Origin of the sequence: Streptomyces poriferorum, from assembly GCF_019399235.1 — a bacterium.
Taxonomy (GTDB): Bacteria; Actinomycetota; Actinomycetes; order Streptomycetales; family Streptomycetaceae; genus Streptomyces; species Streptomyces poriferorum.
The window spans coordinates 1-576 of sequence record NZ_JAELVH010000619.1; the positions used below are offsets into that span (position 1 = coordinate 1).

The following is a 576-nucleotide window of genomic DNA, read 5'->3' on the forward strand; positions in this document are numbered from 1 at the left end:
CCCACGCCCCGCCCCCCGAACAGCTCCGCCTGCCGCTCCGGCGCCAGGTTCCCGAGCGCGATCAGGTGCGGGGCGTGGGCGAAGGCCTGGGCCCGGGCCGCCTCCTTCGCGGACCAGAGCGCGCGTACCGTCCCCTGGACCCCACCCGACGGGTACGAGGCGATGACGGCCGCCGCCCGCAGCGCCGCCTCCACCGCGCCACCGGGCGGGGTGACTTCGCTGACCAGCCCGGTCTCGTACGCACGACGGGCCGTGACCCGTTCCGCCGTCCCCATCAGGGACATCCGGGCCACCTCACCGAACGGCATCCGCTGCGCCATGGCGATCGCCTCGTACGCGCTGACCATGCCGTACGTGGTGTGCGGGTCGAAGAACGTCGCCTCCTCCGACGCGATGACGAACTCCGCCTCGCCCAGCAGGTAGAAGGCCCCGCCGCAGGCCATCCCCTCCACGGCCGCGATCACCGGCTTCCACAGGTCGTTGGCCTTCGGCCCGATCGTGAGCAGCGGATCGTCGATCGTGTACGGGGACGAGGGCTGCGGGACGTCCACGCCCCGGTCGATCCCGGTGCAGAAC

Annotated in this window: 1 protein-coding gene; it reads right to left on the minus strand. The window is 73.1% G+C overall.

All coding sequences use genetic code 11. From position 1 onward, the window contains the following. Positions 1 to 576 (minus strand): enoyl-CoA hydratase/isomerase family protein (locus JGS39_RS40080; RefSeq protein WP_219574663.1); only part of this gene is annotated, 576 nt, incomplete at both ends.